This window comes from Massilia brevitalea (genome assembly GCF_030711405.1).
Taxonomy (GTDB): Bacteria; Pseudomonadota; Gammaproteobacteria; order Burkholderiales; family Burkholderiaceae_D; genus Telluria; species Telluria brevitalea.
On record NZ_JAULSI010000007.1, the window covers coordinates 99940 to 122804 of the forward strand.

Genomic DNA, 22865 nt, shown 5'->3' on the forward strand with positions numbered 1-22865 from the left:
GCTGGGCGATACGTCAACGATGTTCCGCGAACACGGCCGATGCCACCACCACCCGGCCGTGGCCGCATCCCAACGATGTTCACATCACCGCGCAGCGGTGATTATTTTGCCACCACATCCTTCGGCGCCGGCTTCGGACCCGACTTCGACCAGAACTTCCACCATGGCGCATCGCCGCTGGCGTTCGGGTTGATGAAGCGGCTGTTCGGGTAGTTGCGCAGCAGCACGCGCTGGGTGTCGTCGCGCAGGTCGAACATGCCGAGCTTGTCGTAGGAGCGGCTCATGATGAACAGCGCTTCCTCGCGCGACGGCGATTCGCTGTAGTCGCTGACCGCACTCTGCGCGCGGTTCAGGGACGCCATGTAGGCGCCGCGGCGGAAGTAGTAGTTCGCCACGTGCACTTCGTACTGGGCCATCGCGTTGATCAGGTAGTTCAGGCGCGCGACCGCGTCCGGCACGTACTTGCTGTTCGGGTAGCGGTCGACCAGCGCCTTGAACGCGGCAAAGGCCTCGCGCGTCGCACGCGGGTCGCGTTCCGACGGGTCCTGCGACCAGATCACGCTCAGGAAGCCGATCTGGTCGTTGAAATTGATGAGGCCGCGCAGGTAGTACATGTAGTCGACCTGCGCATGGTTCGGGTGCAGCTTGATGAAGCGCTCGACCGCAGCCAGCGCCTCGGCCTGGTCCTTCGCCTTGTAGTGGGCGTAGGCAATTTCCATCTGCGCTTGCGTGGCGTAAGTGCCGAACGGATAGTTCGATTCCAGGCGCTGGAACAGTGTAATCGCCGCTTCGTACTGGCCGGCGCTCATCTCTTCGCGTGCCTCAGCGTATAATTTCTCCGCTGACCACTTCTTGGTCTCGTCGGTTTTCGACGGCAACATGCCGCAACCGGACAGGGCCAGCAAGGCACTCGTAGCAACCACCACCAACAATTTTTTTTGCATAGCTTTTTGCAGAAAAGTTTTACCTAGATTCAACGAACGGCTGATTATAGCCGATGGGACTGACGTGATATTAACTCCTGCGCCGAATTCGGCGGAATTGCCCCTGGACCCCGAGTTCGACGACGACATCGTTGCCGAGTTCCCTCCTGCGACCGGCATCGACCTCTCTCCAATCACCCTGCACCTGGACGCCGACGCCTGCGGCCAGCGCCTCGACAAGGTCGTCGCCGCGCTGGTGCCGCAGTTCTCGCGCAGCCGCCTGCAGCTGTGGTTCGAGGGCGGCCACGTGCTGGTCGACGGCAAGCCCGCACGCGGCAAGAACACTGCCTACGGCGACGAAACCGTGCTCGTCGAGCCGCAGCCGGCGCCCGAGGACACCGCCTTCGCACCCGAAGAAATCGCCCTGAACATCGTCCATGAAGACGAGCACATCATGGTGATCAACAAGCCGGCCGGCCTGGTCGTGCATCCGGGCGCCGGCAACTGGTCGGGCACGCTCTTGAATGGTTTGCTGGACCACGCGCCGCAGCTGGCCTCGGTGCCGCGCGCCGGCATCGTGCACCGCCTCGACAAGGATACCAGCGGTTTGATGGTTGTCGGCAAGACCCTTGCCGCCCAGACCGACCTGGTGCGCCAGCTGCAGGCACGCACCGTGAAGCGCGAATACTTTGCGCTGGTGTGGGGCACGCCGAACCTGTCGGGCACCATCGATGCGCCGATGGGCCGCCATCCGAAGGACCGCGTCAAGATGGCGGTCTCGACCGGCATGGGCGCCAAGCCGGCGATCACCCATTACGAGCGCGTGGCCGAGGGCATGCTGGACCGCCGTCCGGTCAGCCTGGTGCGCTGCTCGCTGGAAACTGGCCGCACCCACCAGATCCGCGTGCACATGCTGTCGATCGGCTATGGCCTGGTTGGCGATTCGGTGTACGGCAAGACCCACCTGAGCCCGGTGTTCCACCGCCAGGCCCTGCAGGCGCGCCGCCTTGGCCTGACGCACCCGGCCACCGGCGAGCATTGCGAATGGATCGTGCCGCTGGCCGCCGACTTTGCCGAGCTGATCGCCAAGGCCGGCATCGACGAGCCGCCAAGCGCATGATGGACCCGGCCAGCCTGATCGTTCCGGAGTGGCCGGATGCGCCGCCGAATATCGGCGCGCTGGCCACCACGCGCGCAGGAGGCGTGTCGCAGGGCCCGTACGACGACGGCCTCGGCGGCGGCGGGCTGAACCTGGGCCTGCACGTGAACGACGACCCGCAGGCCGTGGCCGACAACCGCGCGCGCCTGCAAGCCTGGCTGCCGGGGCGGCCGGCCTGGATTGCGCAGGTGCACGGCAACGGCGTGGTCGATGCGGCGACGGTCGGGCCGGAGCAGCCGGTACGTACAGGTGATGCCAGCATCGCCGTGCAGCCGGGCGTGGTGTGCGCCATCCTCACCGCCGACTGCCTGCCGGTACTGTTTGCCGACCGCGGCGGCAAGGTGGTGGGGGCGGCGCATGCCGGCTGGCGCGGCCTGGCCGGGGGCGTGCTGGGCGCAACCCTGAAGGCGATGCGCGCGGCCGGGGCCGGGGAGATCACCGCCTGGATGGGCCCGGCAATCGGCCCGCTGGCCTTCGAGGTGGGACAGGACGTGTTCGACAGTTTTGCCGCGGCGCTGCCGGGCGTGGACATCGGCTTTGCCTTCCGCCGCCAGCCCGAACTCGGCGGCAAGTACCTGGCGGATATCTTTGCGCTGGCGCGCCTGATGCTGGAGCGCGATGGGGTCATCAGCATTGCCGGCGGCATCCATTGCACCGCTACCGAACGCGACCGTTTTTATTCGTACCGCCGCGATGGCGTGACGGGGCGCCAGGCGAGTTTGATCTGGCTCAAGTGAGGCTGGTCGGCGTCGCCAATACTTGGTCAGTCGCCGCCGCCTCCACCGCCTCCACCGCCTCCATCGCCACCGCCGCAGTCACTGCCGCCACCGCTATCCGCACTGCCGCAATCGGCACTGTCGGACGAGTGGATGAAGAAACCCTGGCTTGCCAACGGCAGGCTGGCGTCGGCGCCGTCGGGCGCTGCTCTTGAGCTTGCATTTCCGTAAGTCGATGCGTGGGCGCGACGCTGACGCCGCTTTCCCGCCCCGGCGATATAAAAAAGTATAGACAGGGGCAACACGCAATAGCCGAAAAAAGTCATAATTCCGGCGATCACCGAGGTTTCGGTTGCCGCCATCAGGATGACGACATACGTCCAGCCGACAGCAACGATCCACATGCGTTATTCTCCAGTTGAACACCGATTCTAAACAACGGACGCCGACATGAACATGCCCGACCCTCACGCTTTTGCCGCTTCCTGGATGAACCAGCTGACCGATCCGTCGGCCTGGCAAGGGTGGCTCAAGATGCCGGCCGTGAATGGCGCCCCCGCCAACCCGCTGAGCGGCGCCGCGCTGGGCGCGAACCCGCTGGCCGGCATCCTGAAGGACTTTCAGGTTAGCATCGCGCCGGCCCGCCTGGAATCCCTGCGCAAGGAGTATTTGCAGAAAGTCGGCAAACTCTGGCAAGAGACGATGCTCGGCAAGACGCCCGAACTGCACGACCGCCGCTTCTCGGCCTCGGAATGGACAGCGAACCCGTTCTCGGCCTTCTCTGCCGCGTCCTACCTGCTGAACGCCGAGTTCATGCTGGCACTGGCCGACGCCGTCGAGGCGCCGCCGCGCGAGCATCAAAAAATCCGCTTCGCCGTGCAGCAGATGGTCGACGCCATGTCGCCGGCCAACTTCCTGGCGACGAACCCGGAAGCGCAAAAGAAGATGCTCGACACCAAGGGCGAAAGCCTGAACCAGGGTCTCCAGAACATGCTGGCCGACATGCAGAAGGGCCGCATCTCGCAATCCGACGAGTCGGCCTTCGAGGTCGGCAAGAACGTGGCCACCACGCCGGGCCAGGTGGTCTACGAGAACGAACTGTTCCAGCTGATCCAGTACAGCCCGGCCACGCCGACGGTGCGCGCAGTGCCGCTCTTGATGATCCCGCCCTGCATCAACAAGTTCTACATCCTCGATCTGCAGCCGGAAAACTCGGTCGTGCGCTACGCCGTGGAGCAGGGCAATACCGTGTTCATGGTGTCCTGGCGTAACCCGGACAAATCCATGGGCGCGCTGGGCTGGGACGACTACGTCGAGCGCGGCGCCATCGAAGCGATCGACGTGGTGCGCGACATCACCGGCCAGCCCAGGACCCATGTGTTCGGCTTCTGCGTCGGCGGCACGATTGCCGCCACGGCCTTGTCGGTGCTGGCGGCGCGCGGCCAGCAGCCGGCGGCCAGCCTCAGCCTGCTCACCACGCTGCTCGATTTCGACGACACCGGCGTGCTGGAAGTCTTTGTCGACGAAACGCAAGTGGCGCTGCGCGAGCAGAACCTGGCCAAGGGCGGCATCATGCCGGGCCGCGACCTGGCGACCACCTTCTCGGCCCTGCGTCCGAACGACCTGGTGTGGAACTATGTGCAGCAGAACTACTTGAAGGGCAAGACCCCGCCGGCTTTCGATCTGCTGTACTGGAACGCCGACAGCACCAACCTGCCGGGACCGATGTTCTGCTGGTACCTGCGCAACACCTACCTCGAAAACAAGCTCAAGCGACCGGGGGAGCTGACCGTGTGCGGCGAACAGCTCGACCTCGGCCGCATCGACGCCCCGGTATTCATCTACGGCTCGAAGGAAGACCACATCGTGCCCTGGAGCGCCGCCTTTGCCTCGATGAACCTGCTGAACCCGAAGAAGGCCAAGGCGAACCGCTTCGTACTGGGGGCGTCGGGCCACATCGCCGGGGTCATCAATCCGGCGTCGAAGGGCAAGCGCAGCTATTGGATCAATGAAAAAAATGGCAAGACCCGCCCGCGCACGCCGCAGGACTGGTTTGCCGGCGCGGTCGAGCACAAGGGCAGCTGGTGGCCGGAATGGGCGCGCTTCCTGCAGGAAAACGGCGGAGCGGAAGTGCCGGCGCCGAGCCAGGCCGGCAACGAGCAGTACCTGCCGTCCGAGCCGGCGCCGGGGCGTTACGTCAAGGTCCGTGCAGACTAAGCACATACTGATGAGCGTGCAGGTATTGCTTAGAAATAAATTGGGTGGTAAAACCATTAATTGCTGCACCTGCACCAGCGATGTCACATTGCTGGTCCTGTAGAGCAATTCGGAGACAGCAGGAACCGGTGCATACCGGCTGTATGGTCATCATTCAAAAGCGCGGCCGACGAAGCCTGCGCAACACATGGAACTTGAGATGAGTAGTGCAAAAAACAGTACTGAACGCCTGATCAAGAAATACCCGAACCGTCGACTGTACGACACCCAGACCAGCTCCTACATCACCCTCACGGACGTGAAGCAGCTGGTGCTCGATGCCGACGAGTTCACCGTGGTCGACGCCAAGTCGAGCGAGGACCTGACGCGCAGCATCCTGCTGCAGATCATCCTCGAAGAGGAAGCAAACGGCGTGCCGATGTTCTCGAGCTCGGTGCTGGCCCAGATCATCCGCTACTACGGCCACGCGATGCAGGGCATGATGGGCTCCTACCTGGAAAAGAACGTCCAGGCGTTCACCGACATCCAGAACAAGTTCACCAGCAACGCCGCCGGCGCGATGGAGGGCAAGCCCTTCAGCCCGGAAATGTGGACCCAGTTCATGAACGTCCAGGGCCCGATGATGCAGGGCATGATGAACAACTACATCGACCAGAGCAAGAACCTGTTCGTGCAGATGCAGGAGCAGATGCAGAACCAGAGCAAGGCCCTGTTCAGCGCCTTCCCGTTCCCGCCGGTGCCGCCGACGGACAAGAAATAAGCCTCGTTTCCCGCCAGGCCCGGGCAGGCGCGCTTCTCCTGGCGCCTGATGCATCCTTCCGGGGCCGGCCGCTTCATGAAGACCATGCTGTCGATTGACACGAATACGGCGCAGGACGCTTTACCGGGTGCGCCGCCGGATATGCAGGCACGGCCTGCGGAAGCGGCTGCGTTTGCGCCGCGCTGCATTTCCATCGACCTCGAAGTCGGTGTCACGGACAACACGATCCATGCCTTTGCCGGCGTGCTCGGCGACACCGGCAATGCCTGCGTGTTCCGTCGCGGCGACTTGGCCCAGGCCCTGGCAAAGCTCGACGAATTCGCCGGCGCGGCGGCATTCGTCCTTGGCCACAACTTCATCGCCTTCGACCGGGTGCACCTGGCGGCAGCCAGTCCCGACCTGAAGTTGTTGCAACTGCCGGTGGTGGACACGCTCTGCCTGAATCCGCTGGCCTTTCCGCGCAACCCTTACCACCGCCTGGTCAAGCATTACCAGGACGGGCAACTCCAGCGCGGCCAGCTGAACAACCCGGAACTCGACGCCCGGCTGACCTTGCATGTCTTGCGCGACCAGCTGGCGGCACTGCAGGACACGGCGCGCAGCGACCCCGACCTCCTGGCCGCCTGGCACTGGCTGACCACGACCGATACCACGGTATCCGGCCTGAACGCCTTTTTCACGACGATCCGGCGCCTGCCGCGTCCATCCGACGACACAGGGCGCGCCGCGATTGCACGTTATCTCGATGGCCTGGGTTGCGCCACGCAGGCGGGTCGCTGCATCGAGGAGGCGCACGTGCTGGGCTGGCCGCTCGCCTATGCGCTCGCCTGGCTGTCTGTGTCGAGCAGCAACTCGGTGATGCCGCCCTGGGTGCGGCACCAGTACCCGCAAGCCGGCGACATCGTGCGCAGGCTGCGCGACACGCCTTGCGGCGATCCCGCCTGTGGCTGGTGCGCCGAGCGCCACGATGCCCGCAAGGAATTGCAGCGCTGGTTCGGATTCGAGGCTTTTAGGCCGGAGCCGGCGGGCGACGACGGCAAACCCCTGCAGCAAACCATTGTTGAGGCCGCCATGGCGGGGCGGCATGTGCTGGGCATTTTGCCAACCGGCACCGGCAAGTCGCTGTGCTACCAGATTCCCGCCCTGTCGCGCTATGACAAGACCGGCGCATTGACGGTCGTGATCTCGCCGCTGGTGGCGCTGATGGCCGACCAGGTCGCCGGTCTCGAAGTGCGCGGAATCGCCAGCAGCGCGGCCATCAATGGACTGCTGTCCTTGCCGGAACGCGCCGATATCCTGGACCGCGTGCGCCTGGGCGACGTCGCGATCCTGATCGTGGCGCCCGAACAGTTGCGCAGCAAGGCGGTTCGCAAGGTCTTGTCGCAGCGCGAAATCGGGATGTGGGTGCTGGACGAAGCGCACTGCATCTCGAAGTGGGGCCACGATTTCCGTCCCGACTACCGCTATGTCGGCCGTTTCATCCGCGAATCGGCGCAGGGCGCCGCACCGCCGACCATCCTGTGCCTGACCGCGACCGCGAAACCCGAGGTGGTGCAGGACATGGTCGGCCATTTCCGCGACAAGGTCGGCGTCGACCTGCAGGTCCTGAACGGCGGCGCGCGCCGCGATAACCTCGCATTCGAGTTCTTGCCGACGACGCCGGCGGCGAAGTTCGCCAGCGTGCACGGCTTGCTGGAGCAGGAACTGCCGGCCGGCGCGCCCGGCGGCGCCATTGTCTACTGCGCCTCGCGCAAGCAAACCGAGGAGATCGCGCGCTATCTGCAAGAGAAGGGGGTGGCCGCCGCCTATTTCCACGCCGGACTCGCCGCCGAGACCAAGAAAACCACGCAGCAGCGTTTCATCGGCGGCGAGCTGCAGGTAATCGCCGCCACCAACGCCTTTGGCATGGGCATCGACAAGCCCGACGTGCGCCTGGTCATCCATGCCGACATGCCCGGCTCGCTCGAGAACTACCTGCAGGAAGCCGGCCGCGCCGGACGCGACCGTGCCCATGCGCGCTGCGTCCTGCTGTATTCGCCGCTCGATGTCGAGCGCCAGTTCGGCATGTCGGCCAGGTCCCGGCTCACGCAACGCGAGATCGGCTCGGTCCTGCGCGCCTTGCGTGCGCTCGAGCGCAGGAAAAAGGACGACGGGGAGGTCATCGCCACGCCGGGCGAGATCCTGGCTGAGGACAGCGAAGGCGTGTTCGAACGCGACAAGACCACCGACGACACCCGCGTGCGCACTGCGGTGTCGTGGCTGGAAGAAGCGGGCCTGCTGTTGCGCGAGGAAAACCACGTCCAGATGTTTCCCTCGTCGCTCAAGGTGCAGTCGATCGAGGAGGCGCGCCGCAAGCTCGAGGACATGTCCCTGTTCGACAGCTACCGCAATGCCCTGCTGGCGCTGGTGCAGGCGATGCTCGGCGCCGACGCCGACGAGGGCATCTCGACCGACGAGCTGATGGGCCTGTCCGGCCTGAATGCGCAGAAACTGCGCGCCGCCCTGTACGACCTCGAGCGTCTTGGCATCGCCAGCAACGACACCTTGCTGACGGCCTATGTGCACGCGGGCGTGGCCAGCGCGTCGCTCAAGCGCCTGGACGATGCCGTGGCGCTCGAAACCACGCTGATCGAGGCCTTGCGCAGCGCCGCGCCGGACCTGGAGCGCGGCGCCGCTTCGGTGCTGCACTTGCGCCAGGCAACCCAGGCCCTCAAGGATGCGGGAAACGCCGGCGCCTTGCCCGAGAAAATCGTCCGCCTGCTCAATGGCCTGGCCGCCGACGGCCGCACCGAGGATGGCGGCATCGGCAGCCTGCGCCTGCGCCGGCTGGATGCCGAGCACATGCAGGTGACGCTGCAGCGCGAATGGGGCAAGCTGGTACGCACCGCCGAACTGCGGCGGCAAGCGGCCAGCCTGGTGCTGCGCCACTTGCTGTCGACCTTGCCAGCGGGCGCGCGCGGCACTGACCTGCTGGCCGAAACCAGCCTTGGCCGGCTGCATGCCGCCTTGAAGGAAGATGTCGTCCTCCTGGCGGAGATCAAGGATTCCGGAAAACTGCTCGACCGGGCCTTGTTGTGGCTGCACGAGCAGGAAGTGATCCGCTTGAACAAGGGGCTGGCCGTGTTCCGGCCGGCAATGACGATCCGCCTCGCGGCCGAGCGCCGCAATTTCGTAAAGGCCGACTTTGCGCCCCTGAAGATGCATTACGACGAGCAGGTCGTCCAGATCCACGTGATGGCCGAGTTCGTGCGGCGCGGCCTGCAGGCCGTTGCGCAGGCCCTGCAGCTGATCGTCGATTATTTCAGGCTGGACCGGGACGCCTTTTTGCGTCTCTGGCTGCCGGCGACGCAAAAGGAACTCGAGCGGCAGACCACGCCGGCGTCCTGGACCGCCATCGTGGAGAGCCTGAACAATCCGCACCAGCAAAAGATCGTTGCCGACGACCGCGAGCAGACCAATGTGCTGGCGCTGGCCGGCCCCGGCTCAGGCAAGACGCGGGTGCTGGTGCACCGCATCGCCTACCTGGTGCGGGTCCGGCGCGAGAACCCACATGGCATCCTGGCACTGGCCTACAACCGGCATGCCGCGATCGAGATCCGGCGCCGGCTGAACGAGCTTATCGGCGACGACGCGCGCGGCGTGATGGTCATGACCTGTCATGCATTCGCCATGCGCCTGACCGGCACGAGTTTTCGCAAGCACGCCGCGCAGCACGAGGATGCCTTCGAAGAGGTGATGCGTGCCGCGGTGGCCCTGCTGCAGGGCGATGGCGCCGCGCCCGACGAAGCCGATGCCCAGCGCGACCGCCTGCTCGCCGGCTTTCGCTGGGTGCTGGTCGACGAATACCAGGACATCGGCCCGGGGCAGTACGCGCTCATTTCCGCCATCGCCGGCCGTACCCGGTCCGACGAGGACGGACGCCTGAGCCTGTTCGCGGTGGGCGACGACGACCAGAACATCTATGCCTTCGGCGGCGCCAGCGTCGATTTCATCCGGCGTTTCGAGGCGGACTACGATGCCAGGCCAGCCTTCCTGGTCGAGAACTACCGTTCCACGCACCATATCGTCGATGCCGCCAACCGCATCATCGAGCCGGCCGCAGGCCGCATGAAGACCGGGCACCCGATCGGCGTCGACCGCGCCCGCCTGCGCGCCGCACCAGGCGGCAGCTGGCAGGAGATCGATCCGCTGGCGCAGGGGCGGGTGCAGGTGCTGCGCACCGGCAACGGGGCAGGGCGCCAGGCGCTGGGAATCATGGGCGAACTGCGGCGCCAGGCCAGCCTCTCGTCCACCTGGAGCTGGAACCGCGTGGCGGTCATCGCGCGCGACTGGAAAACGCTGGAACCCGTGCGCAGCTACTGCGAAATGAACGGCATTCCGGTGCAGATGGCCGACCAGGAGATGCTGCACTGCTGGCACCTGCGCGAAACGCGCCAGCTCGTCGCCAGCCTGCGCGCGCGGCCGGACGGCCTGCTACGCGCCAGGGACATCCAGGACGCCATCCTGGCGCAGGGTAGCGGACCATGGTGGGAGGTGCTGCGCGACGCCGCCGGACAGTACGCACTCGATACCGGCGGGGCCGAGCTGCCGGGCGAGCACTTCGTCGAATGGCTGGCCGAGTGGGGCCGGGAGTTGCGCCGCCGCCAGGGCGGCCTGCTGCTGCTAACGGCGCACCGCGCCAAGGGGCTGGAGTTCGACCATGTTGCCGTGCTTGATGGCGGCTGGGGCCGTTCCAGCCCGAACGAGGACCCGGACGCGTCGCGCCGCCTGTTCTATGTTGCCATGACACGGGCACGCCACACCCTCATGCTGGCCGACACGGACAGCGGCCACCCTTACCTCACGCGCCTGGCCGATGCTTCCTGCGCGCTGCTGCGCACGCTGCCCACGCAAGCCTCGCCCTTGCCGCGGGAGCGGCGCTACCTGCGGCCGACGCTGGCCGACATCGATCTTGGCCATGCCGGGCGTTACGGGAAGGCCGATCCGGTCCATGCGGCCATCGCGGCACTCGGGGCCGGTTCCCCGTTGCTGCTGGCGCGAGGTTTGCGCGGATGGGAGCTGCACAACGCGGCAGGCCAGGTCGTGGGCCGCCTGGCCAGGTCGTTCCAGCCGCCGCCCGGCATGCGTTGCATACAGGCCCACGTGCACGCCGTCGTCACCCGCCGGCGCAAGGACACGGACCCGGACTACCTCGACCGGGTCCGTTGCGACGACTGGGAAGTGATCGTGCCGGAGCTGGTTTTCGAATCGGCGGCACGCCATGAAACGCCGATGCGCGACCGCGCACAGGCCGGTTGAAGGACTCGCCCTGTTGCGCTGGCGGTAACAGGGCCTGCCCGAGGGCTGCCAAGCTTGCCCCGCTTCGGGTACAATCTCCGATTGCCCCGAACATTTGCCGTCTTCCTCCATGACCGAACTCCGTCGTAATCCTCTCCCCACCAGTCTCGATGCCGTCACCGGCGCGCAAGTCGCCCCGAAGGTCGGCTTCGTCTCGCTCGGCTGCCCGAAGGCGCTGGTCGACTCCGAGCAGATCCTGACCCAGCTGCGTGCCGAGGGTTACCAGACCGCCAAGTCCTACGCCGGCGCCGATTTGGTGATCGTCAACACCTGCGGCTTCATCGACGCCGCGGTACAGGAGTCGCTCGACGCCATCGGCGAAGCCCTGGCCGAGAACGGCAAAGTGATCGTCACCGGCTGCCTGGGCGCGAAGAAGGATGCCTCGGGCCAGGACATCATCACCAAGGTACACCCGAAAGTACTGGCCGTGACCGGCCCGCATGCCGTGGCCGAAGTCATGAACTCGGTGCACACCCACCTGCCGAAGCCGCACGACCCCTTCGTCGACCTGGTGCCGGACCACGGCGTCAAGCTGACCCCGAAGCACTACGCCTACCTGAAGATTTCCGAAGGCTGCAACCACCGCTGCAGCTTCTGCATCATCCCGTCGATGCGCGGCGACCTGGTCTCGCGCCCGATCCACGAAGTGCTGACGGAAGCGGAAAACCTGTTCAAGGCCGGCGTCAAGGAACTGCTGGTCATTTCGCAGGACACCTCGGCCTACGGCGTGGACGTCAAGTTCCGCACCGGCTTCTGGAACGGCCGCCCGATCAAGACCCACATGACGCAACTGGTGGAAGCCCTGGGCCAGCTGGCGCGCCAGTACGACGCCTGGGTGCGCCTGCACTACGTCTACCCCTACCCGCACGTCGACCACGCGATCCCGCTGATGGGCGACGGCCACGTGCTGCCTTACCTCGACATCCCGATGCAGCACGCGCACCCGGACGTCCTGAAGCGCATGAAGCGTCCGGCCAGCGGCGAAAAGAACCTGGACCGCATCCTGGCCTGGCGCAAGATGAACCCGGACCTGACGATCCGCTCCACCTTCATCGCCGGCTTCCCGGGCGAAACCGAAGAAGAGTTCGAATACCTGCTCGACTTCCTGCGTGAAGCGCAGATCGACCGCCTCGGCTGCTTCGCCTACTCGCCGGTCGAAGGCGCCACCGCCAACGAGCTGGCCAATCCGGTGCCGGAAGCCGTGCGCGAAGAACGCCGCGCCCGCGTCATGCTGCTGCAGGAAGAAATCTCGGCCAAGCGCCTGCAGGCGAAAGTCGGCAAGACCATCCGCGTGATCATCGACGAAGTCAATCCGCGCGAAGCCATCGGCCGCTCGGCTGCGGACGCCCCGGAAATCGACGGCGTCGTCCACATCAAGCGCTCGCTGGTGCCGGGCAAGACCAAGCTCGCCGTCGGCCAGTTCGCCGACGTCATCGTCACCAAGGCCGACGCCCACGACCTCTGGGCCAGCGTCGCGTAAGAGGCTTGTCGTGGCCTGGGTGCTGAATGTGACCGGGTTTACGTAGGGTGGGCACTTGTGCCCACGCGGTCCAGCACCGTAGCATTGCCGGCCACTGTTATCACCAACAGCGCCGGCATTTTCATATCCGTCATTTGAAAGTGCCCCCATGACCAAGAAGTCCCTCCAAACCACGCTCATCCACACCGACTACACCGCGCCCGCCGGCTTTGACGCCTACCCACCCGGCATCCACCGCGCCTCCACCGTCCTGTTCGAGAACGTCGCCGCCCTCCGTTCCGGCGACTGGAAAAACAAGACCGCCTACACCTACGGCCTGCACGGCACGCCCACCACCTTCACCCTCGAAGCCCGCCTGGCCGAGATCGAAGGCGGCGCCCACTGCCTGCTCGCCCCGTCCGGCCTGTCCGCGATCTCGATGGTCGACTTCGCCCTCCTGAAATCCGGCGACGACGTCCTCCTCCCTGACAACGTCTACAACCCGAACCGCGAACTCGGCCGCTGGCTGCAGCAGGACTTCGGCATCACCGCGCGCTACTACGACCCCATGGTCGGCGCCGGCATCGCGGAACTGATCCAGCCGAACACAAAACTGATCTGGACCGAAGCCCCCGGCTCGGTGTCGATGGAAGTGCCCGACCTGCGCGCCATCTGCGCCGCCGCCCACGAGAAGAACGTGCTGGTGGCGCTGGACAACACCTGGTCCGCCGGCCTGGCCCTGCGCGGCTTCGACCTCGGCGTCGACATCGTCATGCATGCGCTGACCAAGTACCAGTCGGGCGGCTCGGATTTGCTGATGGGCGCCGTCATCACGCGCGACCGCGCCGTGCACGACAAGCTGGCCACCGCGCACATGCGCCTTGGCCTGGGCGTGAGCCCCGACGATGCCTACCTGGTGATGCGCGGCTTGCCGACCATGAAGCTGCGTTTCGACGCCCACGACCGGGCGGCGCGCAAGGTGGCGGCGTGGCTCAAGAATCGTCCGGAGATCGTGCGCGTGCTGCACCCGGCGTTCGAGGAGTGCCCGGGGCACGCATTCTGGAAGCGCGACTTTACGGGCGCCGGCGGGCTGTTCTCGGTGATCTTCGACGAGCGTTACACCGAGGTGCAGACGGACCGCTTTGTCGATTCGCTGGAATTGTTCGGGCTGGGGTACAGCTGGGGCGGGGCGAACAGCCTGGTGGTGCCGTACCGGATGGGGGCGATCCGCGGAAACTGGCAAGAGAAGGGGACGCTGGTTCGCTTCAATATCGGGCTGGAGGAGCCGGAAGATCTGATTGCGGATATCGAGCGGGCGTTGTCGGTGCTGTGAAACTGGCGCTAACTCTGTTCCGATGGAGTAACCGCGTGGGCACAAGTGCCCACCCTACGAAAACCGGGCCGGTAGGGTGGGCACTTGTGCCCACGCGGTACGGCGCCCGATCAATCGAAACCTGACCGGGGCGCATATACAGTCCCTGGGCCACAATCAATTACTGCTTCAACACCCGGCGCAAGGTGGTCGCCAAATCCTCAGCCGAGAACTTGGCCACATACGCATCCGCTCCCACATTCTTGACGTGCTCTTCGTTCGTGGTCCCCGACAACGACGAATGAATCACCACCGGGATATTCCCGAAGCGCGCATTCTTCTTCACGTTGCGGGTCAGGGTAAAGCCATCCATCTCCGGCATCTCGAGGTCGGTCAGCACCAGGGCCACCTTGTCGTTGATGCTCTTGCCTTCGGCTTCGGCCTGGGCCGCGATGCTGTTGAGCTGGTCCCAGCATTCCTTGCCGCTCTTGGTCATCACGTAGGGCAGGCCCATCGCGTCCAGGCCCTGCTCGATGAGGGCGCGCGCCACCACCGAGTCGTCGGCCGCCAGCACGATCGAGCCCGGCTTGATCTGGATGCGTGCACCGACCGCCTGCTGGCTGATGTCCGGGCCGGAGTCCGGGTTCATGTTGCGCAGGATGGTTTCCACGTCGAGCACCTGGGCCAGGCGGCCCGCTTCGCCGTTTTCGCCATCGAGGCGGGCGATGCTGGTGACCATGCCGCTGCCGGCGCTCTTTTCGGCCGACATCACCTGGCTCCAGTCCAGGCGCACGATTTCCTCGACGCTCTCGACGGCAAAGGCCTGGGTGGTGCGTGCGAACTCGGTGACCAGCATGATGTTCAGGCCGGTCTTCGGCTTGACGCCGGCAATCGCCGGCAAGTCCAGCACCTGGATGATCTGGCCGCGCAGGTTGACCACGCCCAGCACCTGCGGCGGCGAACCGGCCACCGCGGTGATGGTCGGCATGGCGACGATCTCGCGGATCTTGAAGACATTGATGCCGAACAGTTCGTTGCGCTCGCCGTGCTCGTCGCCGCCGAGGCGGAACAGCAGCAACTCGAATTTGTTGGTGCCCGTGAGGTTGCTGCGTTCGTCGACTTCCTGCTGTACCGATTTCATTTTTCGCCCTGGAGATTAGTGATGCCCTCAGGAAAGCATTCTAGCTGCGAATTTGCCGAAATGTGTAAAGACCACCTCAAAGAGGCATGGGTTTGTTGCTGTTCAGATCCAAAAAACCACGAATCAGACGATATGCCTTCCATACCCAGGCCACGCCCCAGACCAGGAAGGCCAGCGGGATGCCGACCACGGTGGCGAAAATGATACCGCCGACCACCATCCACAGCACGTAATACCAGAAGGAACGGATCATCCAGCTGTGGTGGCTGTAGACCATGCCCACGGTGTCCGGGCGTTTGACGTAATTCACGATCACCGGCAGGATCGACAGCGTGCCGAGCGAGAAGAAGAAGGTGGCTGCATGCACCAGGTAGAGGATGCGCGCGAGTTGCTTGGCGTCTTCGGTATCGCCGTCGAGTACGAGTTGTTGCGACATGCTTGTCTCCTTCGGATCGGCCACGTTTGTCTCGATTGTAGCAGCCGCCCGTGGTAATTTCGCCAACTGCCCCAAGCGTGCGTGGCGTCCTACAGGTGCGACTCGACCCAGGCAGTGATGCGCCCGGCATCCATCGCCCCAGCCTGGCGCGCCACCTCGCGCCCGCCCTTGAACAGCACCAGCGTCGGAATGCTGCGGATTGCGAAGCGCGCCGACACATCCTGGGCGCATTCGGTATCGAGCTTCAACAGGCGCACCCGCGGTTCGAGGCGCTGCGCAGCCTGCGCGTAGTGGGGCGCCATCATCTTGCACGGCCCGCACCAGTCGGCCCAGAAGTCGACCAGCACCGGAATGTCGTTGCGGCCGACGTGGCGCGCAAATTGCTCGGACGTGACGTCCAGCGGTTTACCTGTGAACAAGGCTTGCGCGCACTTGCCGCAGACTGGGTTGTCGGACAGGCGCGCCGGCGCCAGGCGGTTGACGGCGTCGCATTGTGGGCAAACGATGTGGATGGGGTCGCTCACGGATTCTCCTCCGATGGTTGTTGCCGTGATTGTAAGCCGGCCACCGGAATCCTGTTGTCCTGGCGTCCCAAGCATGCGCCGCAGAAAGGACGCCGCGCGTAGAATCCGTCTTATCAATATTGCAAAATAGCGGACCACGATCCAATGACTGCGCCTGACCATGCCTGCACCCACCTCATCGGCTGCGCCGGCTGGAGCATCCACAAGGATGCTGCCCCCGCGTTCCCGGCCGAGGGCAGCCACCTCGAGCGCTACGCCGCCGTGTTCCCCATGGTGGAAATCAATACCTCCTTCTACCGCCCGCACCAGCCCAAGACCTATGCGCGCTGGGCCGAGTGCGTGCCCGAGGACTTCCGCTTCGCGGTCAAGGTCCCGCGCGCCATCACCCATGACGCCGCGCTGCGCGACGTCGATGCGCTGCTCGACAGCTTTGCCGGCGAAGTGCAGGTGCTCGGCCCCAAGCTGGGCGCGCTGCTGGTGCAGCTGCCGCCCAAGTTCGGCTTCCACGACCTCACCGTGCGCGACTTCTTCCTGCGCCTGCAGGAACGCTTCGGCTGCATGCTCGCCTGCGAGGGCCGCCATCCGAGCTGGTTCGGCGACACCGCCACCGAACTGCTGCGCGAACTCGGCGTGACGCGCGTGATCGCCGACCCGGCCGCCGGCCAGCCGGGCCCGCACGTGCCGACCACGCAGGACGTCTACATGCGCCTGCACGGCACGCCGCGCATCTATTATTCGGCCTACACGCCCGCCTTTTTGGCGGACCTGGTGCGCGAGCTGGCCGACTACGCGGCGGCCGGGCGCCGCGCCTGGTGCGTGTTCGACAACACGGCCGCCTTCCAGGCGGTGCCGAACGCCCTCGACGTCTTGCGTGCGTGCCGGGACGGAACGCCGCTGGCGCCGTAATACTGCGATACTGCGGCCATGGTCACGGCGACGTTTCGCTTCTACGACGAACTGAACGACTTCCTGCCGCGCGCGCGGCGCGGAAGGGAATTCGCCACGCCCTGCGCGCAGGCTGCCACCGTCAAGCACATGGTCGAGGCGCTCGGCGTGCCGCATACCGAGGCCGCGCTGGTCCTGGTGAATGGCGAAGCGGGCGGCTTCGGGCGGCTGCTGGAAGAGGGCGACCGGGTCGCGGTGTACCCGCGCTTCGCGACGCTGGACGTGACGGCGCTATCGCACTTGCCGCAGTTGCTGAAAGGGTCGCGTGGCTCGCAGGCGCCGCAGGAGTCCCAGGCTGCGCCGCGCTTCGTGGCCGACGCCCACCTCGGCGGCCTGGCGCGCCTGTTGCGCATGGCCGGCTTCGACACCCTGTACGACAACGGTTATCGCGACGACGAGATCGTCGCCATCGCGGCCGAAGAAGACCGCATCGTGCTCACGCGCGACCGCGAGCTGCTGAAGCGGCGCGCCGTCAGCCAGGGTTGCTACCTGCATGCCATCAAGCCGGAACTGCAGTTGCGCGAACTGTTCGGGCGCCTCGGCCTGGCGCCGGGCGCCCAGCCGTTTTCGCTCTGCCTGCACTGCAACCTGGCCCTGCGCGCGGTCGACAAGGCACTGGTGCTGGACGGGTTGCCGCCCTCGGTGCGCGAGTTGCATGAAGAATTCACGACCTGCGAGGCGTGCCGGCGCGTGTTCTGGAAGGGTTCGCACCACAGGCGCATGCAGGCGCTGCTCGACACGGTGGCCGAGGGCGCCAGGCATGGCGAACGGGGAGAGCCGGCAACATGAACGAGCGCGCCGTCCTGCCGTTCCCGGTGCGGGTGGAGTGCCCGCCCGGCGCCTGCGTGTGCGAGCGCGAACGTCTGCTGGCCGATCCCGCGGGCGACCATCGACCGCTGGCCATCGACCGCAAGCAGGAACAGAACCTGGTGGCGCGCATCGAGCGCGTGAGCGATTACCGGGACCTGCAGCACGTGCAGGCCCTGATCCGCCAGAACGTCGGCGCCGAACTGCGCATCGCGCCGGGGCCGAACGAGGTGCGCACGGTGCGCGGCATCATCGTCGTGCTCGAGGAAAAGCCGGGCCTGTGCAAGAAGGTGAGGCAGTCGGTGCCGGCCGCGGTGCGGCGGCTATTGCAGGAGCGGCCCGAGATCGCCTACGCCATCCTCGACGCGCACGATTTGTTCGGGCAATAGCGGCTCAGCGGTTCAGGAGCGCTGCAGCCCGCCGATCACGCTCGCGACCTTGGTGGTGATGACATCGACCGCCGGGCCGTTGGCGCCGTGCGGCAGGATCACGTCGGCGTGGCGCTTGGTCGGCTCGATGAACTGCTTGTGCATCGGACGCACCGTTTCCAGGTACTGGTTGACGATGCTTTCCACGGTACGGCCACGCTCGGTGATATCCCTTTGCATGCGGCGGATGAAGCGCACATCGGGCGCGGTGTCGACGAAGATCTTCAGCGACATCATCTTGCGCAGGTCGGCATCGTACAGGGCGAACAGGCCTTCGATCAGGATGATCGGGGCCGGCTTGACGGGAATGGTCTTGTTCGAGCGGTTGTCGATCGTGAAGTCGTATTCCGGCATTTCGATCGCTTCGCCGTTGCGCAAGGCGCGCACGTGCTGTACCAGCAGCGGCCAGTCGAAGGCCTGCGGGTGGTCGTAGTTCTGCTTGCGGCGTACTTCGGGGGTGAGGTCGGACTGGTCGCGGTAGTAATCGTCCTGCATCACGACCGAGACGACGTCGGAGCCGAACGAGGCGAGGACTTGCTGGGACACCGTTGACTTGCCACTGCCGCTACCGCCGGCGACACCAATGACAAACGGAGGGGTAAAGATTGCATTCATCCCGACATGATACCGGAGCAGCGGCTGAACCAACAAGGCTGAATGCGGCGCGTGGCGCATCGGCCATGCCGCGCCGCCCCCTGGCTGCTTACATCTTGACAAGGTATTTCAGGACGAAACCGGCCACCAGCGAGCCGGCCATCAGCAGCGACAGGCCGCCGTGCAGCGCATCGCTGCCGATCGACACCTGGCGCGACATTTCTTCCTTGCTGATCTTGCCGGGGCGCGACAGCACGACCGGACGCAGCAGGCCCTGGATGCCGAGCACGATCAGGCCAAAGCCGATCAGCGATTCGCCCACCAGGGCGCGCTGCAGGCCGAAGAAGAGCCCGCTGACACCCAGTATCATGCCGAACAGGAACCAGAAAGCGCGCGAGCCGGCGTAGAGCGTGAGTTTGGAAAAGTCCATGGATTTGTCGGGAGCGTTAAACCGGACATTATAGCGGTGCGCCCGGCCCGCGCAGGCGCAGCTGCCAGCGCGGGCCGAACACGACGAGCGCCAGCGACAGCACGACCAGCACGATGCCGGCCCATTGCCAGGGCGTGACGCGGTCGCCCAGCGCGAGCATGCCGGCCGCGATGCCAACCGGCGGCACGGCGAGGCTGAAGGGCGCCACGCGGTTCGCCGGATGGCGTTTCAGCAAGCCGGTCCACATCGCATACCCGAGGATGGTGGCGAACCAGCCGAGGTAGGCCAGCGACGCCCAGCCTGTCGGCGACAGGCCGCGCCAGTCCCAGCGCGTGCCTGGCGGATCGAAGACAAGCGACAGCAGGACAAAAGGCGGCACCGCCACCAGGCTGCTCCAGACCATGAAGGACAGCACGTTGAAATCCGGCGCGATGTCGCGGATGCGCCGCACCACGATGTTCGAGGCGCCCCACATCGCGCCCGAGGCGACGGTGAGGACCAGGCCGATGACCGTTACCTCCGAGCCGCGCCCGAAGAAATCGGCGCAGAAGCAGGCCAGGCCCAGCGCCGCGATCGCCATCGCCGCCTGCAGCGGCCGTCCGACGCGTTCGCCCAGCAGCACGTAGCCGAGCAGGGCGGTAAAGAAGACCTGCATCTGCAGCATCACCGGCGCCAGCGCCGCCGACATGCCGGCGCGCAGCGCCAGGAACAGCAGGCCAAACTGGCCAACGCCCTGGAACAGCCCGTACAGCAGCACCCAGCGCGCCGGCAGGCGCGGCGGGCGCACGAACAGGGCCAGCGGCAGGAAGGCGAACAGGTAGCGCCCGGCGCCGAGCTGGAAGGGCGTCAGCTCGCGCAGGCCGAGCTTCATGGCCACGAAGTTGGTGCCCCAGACCAGCACCACGCACAGGGCGGCGAGATAATCCTTGCCGCCGAGCGCGCCGCCGGACGTGGGACCGGGCTCAGTGCGCGTGGCCGCCCCCGAGGTAGGCCGCCACCACCTTCGGATCGTGCTTCAGGCTCTCGGCCGGGCCATGCACCGAGATGCGGCCGTTCTCCAGCACGTAGCCATAGTCGGCTACGTTCAGGGCGGCGGCGGCGAACTGCTCGACCAGCAGCATGGTCACGCCCTCGGCCTTCAGGCGCGTGATGATGCGGAAGACTTCCTCGACCAGGATCGGCGCCAGGCCCATCGACGGCTCGTCGAGCAGCACCACGTCCGGGTTCAGCATCACGGCGCGCGCCATGGCCAGCATCTGCTGCTCGCCGCCGGACAGCGTGCCGGCCAGCTGCTCGCGCCGCTCCTTCAGGCGCGGGAACAGTTCCATCGCCCGTTCCAGGTCGCGCTGGACGTCGCCTTTCGGCCGCGCGCGGGTAAAGCGCGGAAAGGCGCCCAGCAGCAGATTGTCGGTCACGCTCATGGTGGCGAACACGCGCCGTCCTTCCGGCGAGTGCGCCAGGCCGCTGCGCGCGATGCGGTGCGAGTCCAGGCCGGTGATGTCCTTGCCGTCCAGCGTGACGGTGCCGCCGCGCGGCTTGATCATGCCGGAGATGGCGCGCATGGTGGTGGTCTTGCCGGCGCCGTTCGAGCCGATCAGGGTCACCAGGCTGCCCTTCGGCACCTCCAGCGAGATGCCGTGCAGGACTTGCACCTTGCCGTAGGCCGCTTCCAGATTCTGTATGCTCAGCATGGTTTTTCCTCTCAGGTGCGCGCTGCGGCGCTGGCCGATGTTGGGGCCGATGTATCAGGCTGAACCGATTCGCTGGCGCCGCCCAGGTAGGCCTCGATGACTTTCGGATCGGCCTGCACGCTGGCCGGGTTCCCCTCGGCGATCTTCTGGCCGAAGTCGAGCACCGTGACCGTGTCCGAGATCGACATCACCACGTCCATGTGGTGCTCGATCAGGATGATGGTGATGCCATGGTCGCGGATCTTGCGGATGATGGCCATCAGCTCGCGGATGTCGGGGGCGGTGAGGCCGGCGGCCGGCTCGTCGAGCAGCAGCAGGCGCGGGTTCAGCCCGAGCGCGCGGCCGATCTCCAGCAGGCGCTGCTTGCCGTAGGGGAGGTTGCGCGCTTCCTCGTCGGCCAGGTCGGACAGACCCACGAACTCCAGGATGGCCGCGGCGCGCTTCCTCGCCGCCGCTTCCTCGCGGCGCAGGCGCGGTGTTTTCATCATCGCATCGAACACGTTCGAGCGGAAGCTGTGGTGCAGGCCGACCAGCACGTTCTCGGTGGCGGTCATTTCGCCGAACAGCTGCACGTTCTGGAAAGTGCGCGCCACGCCGCCGAGGGCGATCTGCGCCGGCGAACGGCCGGTGATGGTGTCGCCCGCGAACACCACCCTGCCGGCGGTCGGCTTGTAGATGCCGGTGAGGACGTTCATCATCGTGCTCTTGCCCGAGCCGTTGGGGCCGATCAGGCCGTGCACGGCGCCGCGCTGCACGTTCAGGTCGACCTGGTTCAGCGCCTTCAGGCCGCCGAACTGCATCAGGATCTGCTCGGCGCGCAGCAAGTCGCCGCTGCCGCTGCCCATTGCTACGCCCTCGAACGGGTCGGTCTGGCGGTCGGCGTCCAGCGCGCGGGTATGCGCCACGCGCCGCCCCAGCAACTGGCGGAAGAAACCGACGATGCCGTCCTGCAGGTAGTAGACGACGAACAGCGTCATCAGGCCGAAGATGGTCAGGCGCCAGTCGACCATGTTCTCGATGCGGTAGGCCCAGACGGCCAGGCCGATGGTGGCGACCAGCGGCACCAGCACCTTGCGCGCCGTGGTGCGTCCGCGCGCCAGGGCAATGCCCGAGCCCACGACGCCCAGCACGGCGGCGGCCAGCGCGATCTGGCGGAACAGCACGATGTCGGCCAGGAGGCTGGGCAGCATGACGACGATGATGGCGCCGATAATCGAGCCGGTACGGGTCTTGCGTCCGCCCATGATCACCGCCAGCAGGAACAGGATGGTCAGCTCGAAGTTGTAGGTGTTCGGCGAGACGTATTGTTCCGAGTAGGCGTACAGGCTGCCGGCCAGGCCCGCCAGGCCGGCGCTGATGACGAAGGCATACACCTTGTAGCGGTACACCGACACGCCCATGCAGTCCGAGGCGATCGGGCTGTCGCGCAGGGCTTCGAAGGCGCGCCCGAAATGGGACTTGAGCAGGAAGTGCACCACGGTGAGCGCGGCCACCATGAAGATCGCCACCATGTAGAAGTATTCGGTCTCGTGCAGCTCGCGTCCGAACAGGCTCGGCTTGGTCAGCGTGATGCCCATCGGACCCTGCGTAATGAAGGACATCTCGTTGATCAGGATCTGGATGATGGTGCCGAAGGCAAGCGTCACCATGGCGAGATACGGGCCGGTCACGCGCAGGGCCGGCAGCGCGAGAATGGCGCCGAACAGCGCGGTCACCACGATACTGGCGGGCACCGCCAGGAACCAGGGCGTGCCGAAGTGCATGATCAGCACCGCCGTCACGTACGAGCCGATACCGAACAAACCGGCATGGCCGAGCGACACCTGGCCGGTGTAGCCGACCACGATGTCCAGCCCGAACAGCAGGATCGCGTAGATCAGGATGGTTTCGACCAGGTGCACGTAATACGGGTTGGTGACGAACAGCGGGAACAGCGCCAGCCCGACGATCCCGATGGCGGAAAACAGTACGGTGTTTTTCGTCATG

At 65.9% G+C, this 22865-nt stretch carries 20 protein-coding genes; 10 read left to right on the forward strand and 10 right to left on the reverse strand.

The window, feature by feature from the left end; genetic code table 11:
* Positions 1–101 precede the first annotated feature (101 nt).
* Complete coding sequence (locus QWL29_RS06170) at positions 102–944, reverse strand: outer membrane protein assembly factor BamD (RefSeq protein WP_305822006.1); 843 nt, start codon at positions 942–944, stop codon at positions 102–104.
* A gap of 64 nt (positions 945–1008) precedes the next feature.
* Here QWL29_RS06170 and QWL29_RS06175 point away from each other — a divergent pair, with 64 nt between their 5' ends.
* Both QWL29_RS06175 and pgeF read left to right on the forward strand, forming a co-directional pair.
* On the forward strand, positions 1009–2043 hold the full coding sequence (locus tag QWL29_RS06175; protein WP_305822007.1) for an RluA family pseudouridine synthase: 1035 nt from the start codon (positions 1009–1011) through the stop codon (positions 2041–2043).
* Positions 2043–2819 (forward strand): peptidoglycan editing factor PgeF, encoded by a 777-nt coding sequence (pgeF, locus tag QWL29_RS06180; protein ID WP_305822066.1) that lies wholly within the window; start codon positions 2043–2045, stop codon positions 2817–2819. The genes QWL29_RS06175 and pgeF overlap by 1 nt, the downstream gene beginning before the upstream one ends.
* A gap of 26 nt (positions 2820–2845) precedes the next feature.
* Here the strand turns inward: pgeF and QWL29_RS06185 are convergent, their stop codons facing one another.
* Entirely contained in the window at positions 2846–3202 is a 357-nt protein-coding gene (locus QWL29_RS06185; RefSeq protein WP_305822008.1) for a hypothetical protein, read from the reverse strand.
* A 46-nt stretch (positions 3203–3248) separates the two neighbouring features.
* Here QWL29_RS06185 and phaC point away from each other — a divergent pair, with 46 nt between their 5' ends.
* From phaC to QWL29_RS06210, 5 genes are all read left to right on the forward strand, one after another.
* Complete coding sequence (gene phaC / locus QWL29_RS06190) at positions 3249–5015, forward strand: class I poly(R)-hydroxyalkanoic acid synthase (RefSeq protein WP_305822009.1); 1767 nt, start codon at positions 3249–3251, stop codon at positions 5013–5015.
* A gap of 199 nt (positions 5016–5214) precedes the next feature.
* Complete coding sequence (gene phaR / locus QWL29_RS06195) at positions 5215–5775, forward strand: polyhydroxyalkanoate synthesis repressor PhaR (RefSeq protein ID WP_305822010.1); 561 nt, start codon at positions 5215–5217, stop codon at positions 5773–5775.
* Positions 5776–5823: 48 nt separating this feature from the next.
* Complete coding sequence (locus QWL29_RS06200; RefSeq protein WP_305822011.1) at positions 5824–11073, forward strand: RecQ family ATP-dependent DNA helicase; 5250 nt, start codon at positions 5824–5826, stop codon at positions 11071–11073.
* A 109-nt stretch (positions 11074–11182) separates the two neighbouring features.
* Positions 11183–12592, forward strand: a complete 1410-nt coding sequence (gene rimO / locus QWL29_RS06205) for a 30S ribosomal protein S12 methylthiotransferase RimO (protein ID WP_305822012.1) — start codon at positions 11183–11185, stop codon at positions 12590–12592.
* 148 nt (positions 12593–12740) lie between these two features.
* Positions 12741–13904: a cystathionine beta-lyase gene (locus tag QWL29_RS06210; protein ID WP_305822013.1), complete on the forward strand. Its 1164-nt coding sequence runs from the start codon at positions 12741–12743 to the stop codon at positions 13902–13904.
* A gap of 160 nt (positions 13905–14064) precedes the next feature.
* On the opposite strand, the gene QWL29_RS06215 is transcribed toward QWL29_RS06210, so the two are convergent.
* The 3 genes from QWL29_RS06215 to trxC all read right to left on the reverse strand — a co-directional run bounded on the left by QWL29_RS06215 (position 14065) and on the right by trxC (position 15984).
* A complete protein-coding gene (locus tag QWL29_RS06215) occupies positions 14065–15024 on the reverse strand; it encodes a chemotaxis protein (protein ID WP_305822014.1) in 960 nt (319 codons plus the stop codon).
* Positions 15025–15100: 76 nt separating this feature from the next.
* Positions 15101–15460, reverse strand: coding sequence for a DUF4870 family protein (locus QWL29_RS06220; RefSeq protein ID WP_305822015.1), 360 nt, complete (start codon positions 15458–15460; stop codon positions 15101–15103).
* Positions 15461–15549: 89 nt separating this feature from the next.
* A complete protein-coding gene (gene trxC, locus QWL29_RS06225) occupies positions 15550–15984 on the reverse strand; it encodes a thioredoxin TrxC (protein ID WP_305822016.1) in 435 nt (144 codons plus the stop codon).
* Positions 15985–16128: 144 nt separating this feature from the next.
* On the opposite strand from trxC, the gene QWL29_RS06230 reads away from it, so the two are divergent.
* The 3 genes from QWL29_RS06230 to QWL29_RS06240 are packed head-to-tail and all read left to right on the forward strand — an operon-like array spanning position 16129 to position 18125.
* On the forward strand, positions 16129–16890 hold the full coding sequence (locus tag QWL29_RS06230) for a DUF72 domain-containing protein (RefSeq protein ID WP_305822017.1): 762 nt from the start codon (positions 16129–16131) through the stop codon (positions 16888–16890).
* An 18-nt stretch (positions 16891–16908) separates the two neighbouring features.
* Positions 16909–17718: a Mut7-C RNAse domain-containing protein gene (locus QWL29_RS06235; RefSeq protein ID WP_305822018.1), complete on the forward strand. Its 810-nt coding sequence runs from the start codon at positions 16909–16911 to the stop codon at positions 17716–17718.
* Positions 17715–18125: a hypothetical protein gene (locus tag QWL29_RS06240; protein WP_305822019.1), complete on the forward strand. Its 411-nt coding sequence runs from the start codon at positions 17715–17717 to the stop codon at positions 18123–18125. Before QWL29_RS06235 ends, QWL29_RS06240 begins: the two co-directional genes overlap by 4 nt.
* Positions 18126–18137: 12 nt before the next feature.
* On the opposite strand, the gene udk is transcribed toward QWL29_RS06240, so the two are convergent.
* The 5 genes from udk to QWL29_RS06265 all read right to left on the reverse strand — a co-directional run bounded on the left by udk (position 18138) and on the right by QWL29_RS06265 (position 22864).
* Positions 18138–18779 carry a uridine kinase gene (gene udk / locus QWL29_RS06245; protein ID WP_305822020.1) on the reverse strand — a complete coding sequence of 214 codons (642 nt, stop codon included), beginning with the start codon at positions 18777–18779 and terminating at the stop codon, positions 18138–18140.
* Between the two features lie 88 nt (positions 18780–18867).
* Positions 18868–19188 (reverse strand): hypothetical protein, encoded by a 321-nt coding sequence (locus QWL29_RS06250; protein WP_305822021.1) that lies wholly within the window; start codon positions 19186–19188, stop codon positions 18868–18870.
* 28 nt (positions 19189–19216) lie between these two features.
* Positions 19217–20098: an EamA family transporter gene (locus QWL29_RS06255; protein WP_305822067.1), complete on the reverse strand. Its 882-nt coding sequence runs from the start codon at positions 20096–20098 to the stop codon at positions 19217–19219.
* A gap of 52 nt (positions 20099–20150) precedes the next feature.
* Entirely contained in the window at positions 20151–20879 is a 729-nt protein-coding gene (locus QWL29_RS06260; protein ID WP_305822022.1) for an ABC transporter ATP-binding protein, read from the reverse strand.
* 11 nt (positions 20880–20890) lie between these two features.
* Entirely contained in the window at positions 20891–22864 is a 1974-nt protein-coding gene (locus QWL29_RS06265) for a branched-chain amino acid ABC transporter ATP-binding protein/permease (protein ID WP_305822023.1), read from the reverse strand.
* Between the last annotated feature and the right edge of the window lies 1 nt (position 22865).

Coding starts and splice junctions, on each gene's coding strand:
- QWL29_RS06240 (WP_305822019.1), top strand. CDS start 17,715: ATGAACGAGCGCGCCGTCCTGCCGTTCCCGGTGCGGGTGGAGTGCCCG.
- QWL29_RS06215 (WP_305822014.1), bottom strand. CDS start 15,024: ATGAAATCGGTACAGCAGGAAGTCGACGAACGCAGCAACCTCACGGGC.
- QWL29_RS06260 (WP_305822022.1), bottom strand. CDS start 20,879: ATGCTGAGCATACAGAATCTGGAAGCGGCCTACGGCAAGGTGCAAGTC.
- QWL29_RS06230 (WP_305822017.1), top strand. CDS start 16,129: ATGACTGCGCCTGACCATGCCTGCACCCACCTCATCGGCTGCGCCGGC.
- QWL29_RS06220 (WP_305822015.1), bottom strand. CDS start 15,460: ATGTCGCAACAACTCGTACTCGACGGCGATACCGAAGACGCCAAGCAA.
- phaR (WP_305822010.1), top strand. CDS start 5,215: ATGAGTAGTGCAAAAAACAGTACTGAACGCCTGATCAAGAAATACCCG.
- phaC (WP_305822009.1), top strand. CDS start 3,249: ATGAACATGCCCGACCCTCACGCTTTTGCCGCTTCCTGGATGAACCAG.
- QWL29_RS06210 (WP_305822013.1), top strand. CDS start 12,741: ATGACCAAGAAGTCCCTCCAAACCACGCTCATCCACACCGACTACACC.
- rimO (WP_305822012.1), top strand. CDS start 11,183: ATGACCGAACTCCGTCGTAATCCTCTCCCCACCAGTCTCGATGCCGTC.
- QWL29_RS06265 (WP_305822023.1), bottom strand. CDS start 22,864: ATGACGAAAAACACCGTACTGTTTTCCGCCATCGGGATCGTCGGGCTG.
- QWL29_RS06170 (WP_305822006.1), bottom strand. CDS start 944: ATGCAAAAAAAATTGTTGGTGGTGGTTGCTACGAGTGCCTTGCTGGCC.
- QWL29_RS06250 (WP_305822021.1), bottom strand. CDS start 19,188: ATGGACTTTTCCAAACTCACGCTCTACGCCGGCTCGCGCGCTTTCTGG.
- QWL29_RS06185 (WP_305822008.1), bottom strand. CDS start 3,202: ATGTGGATCGTTGCTGTCGGCTGGACGTATGTCGTCATCCTGATGGCG.
- udk (WP_305822020.1), bottom strand. CDS start 18,779: ATGAATGCAATCTTTACCCCTCCGTTTGTCATTGGTGTCGCCGGCGGT.
- pgeF (WP_305822066.1), top strand. CDS start 2,043: ATGGACCCGGCCAGCCTGATCGTTCCGGAGTGGCCGGATGCGCCGCCG.
- QWL29_RS06235 (WP_305822018.1), top strand. CDS start 16,909: ATGGTCACGGCGACGTTTCGCTTCTACGACGAACTGAACGACTTCCTG.
- QWL29_RS06200 (WP_305822011.1), top strand. CDS start 5,824: ATGCATCCTTCCGGGGCCGGCCGCTTCATGAAGACCATGCTGTCGATT.